Raw genomic sequence first — 780 nt, forward strand, 5'->3', positions numbered from 1 at the left:
AGGGAGTTTAGCTCAGCTGGGAGAGCATCTGCCTTACAAGCAGAGGGTCAGCGGTTCGATCCCGTTAACTCCCATAGGTCCCGTAGTGTAGCGGTTATCACGTCGCCCTGTCACGGCGAAGATCGCGGGTTCGATTCCCGTCGGGACCGTAATAACGAAAGTTATTTGACTCGTTAGCTCAGTTGGTAGAGCAATTGACTTTTAATCAATGGGTCACTGGTTCGAGCCCAGTACGGGTCATATTTGCGGGTTTGGCGGAATTGGCAGACGCACCAGATTTAGGATCTGGCGCTTAACGGCGTGGGGGTTCAAGTCCCTTAACCCGCATAATAGAAATCAGCCGGCTTAGCTCAGTTGGTAGAGCATCTGATTTGTAATCAGAGGGTCGCGTGTTCAAGTCATGTAGCCGGCATTTTTTTTAATATAAACCAGAGTCGATGCGAACGTAGTTCAGTGGTAGAACACCACCTTGCCAAGGTGGGGGTCGCGGGTTCGAATCCCGTCGTTCGCTTATAGAGGCCGGGGTGGCGGAACTGGCAGACGCACAGGACTTAAAATCCTGCGATTGGTAACGATCGTACCGGTTCGATTCCGGTCCTCGGCATATATTGAAGAGCACCCTTAGCTCAACTGGATAGAGTACCTGACTACGAATCAGGCGGTTAGAGGTTCGACTCCTCTAGGGTGCATTAACAATTTAATTCGGGAAGTAGCTCAGCTTGGTAGAGTACTTGGTTTGGGACCAAGGTGTCGCAGGTTCGAATCCTGTCTTCCCGATTG

General features: G+C 51.2%; 9 tRNA genes. All 9 read left to right on the plus strand.

The features are described from left to right. Position 1 precedes the first annotated feature (1 nt). The 9 genes from QM382_RS08835 (at position 2) to QM382_RS08875 (ending at position 777) form a co-directional block, all read left to right on the plus strand. Positions 2 to 74, plus strand: a tRNA-Val gene (locus tag QM382_RS08835). A 2-nt stretch (positions 75 to 76) separates the two neighbouring features. Next, positions 77 to 149: transfer RNA gene (locus QM382_RS08840), tRNA-Asp, on the plus strand. An 18-nt stretch (positions 150 to 167) separates the two neighbouring features. Continuing rightward, positions 168 to 240, plus strand: a tRNA-Lys gene (locus QM382_RS08845). 5 nt (positions 241 to 245) lie between these two features. Next, positions 246 to 327: transfer RNA gene (locus QM382_RS08850), tRNA-Leu, on the plus strand. 12 nt (positions 328 to 339) lie between these two features. Then, positions 340 to 412 (plus strand) — tRNA-Thr (locus QM382_RS08855). A 27-nt stretch (positions 413 to 439) separates the two neighbouring features. After that, positions 440 to 511, plus strand: a tRNA-Gly gene (locus tag QM382_RS08860). A 7-nt stretch (positions 512 to 518) separates the two neighbouring features. Further along, positions 519 to 604 (plus strand) — tRNA-Leu (locus tag QM382_RS08865). Between the two features lie 11 nt (positions 605 to 615). Continuing rightward, positions 616 to 689: transfer RNA gene (locus QM382_RS08870), tRNA-Arg, on the plus strand. 14 nt (positions 690 to 703) lie between these two features. Next, positions 704 to 777 (plus strand) — tRNA-Pro (locus QM382_RS08875). Positions 778 to 780: the final 3 nt, after the last annotated feature.

Source organism: Streptococcus infantis (assembly GCF_047465185.1).
In the GTDB taxonomy this organism is placed as follows: domain Bacteria; phylum Bacillota; class Bacilli; order Lactobacillales; family Streptococcaceae; genus Streptococcus; species Streptococcus infantis_O.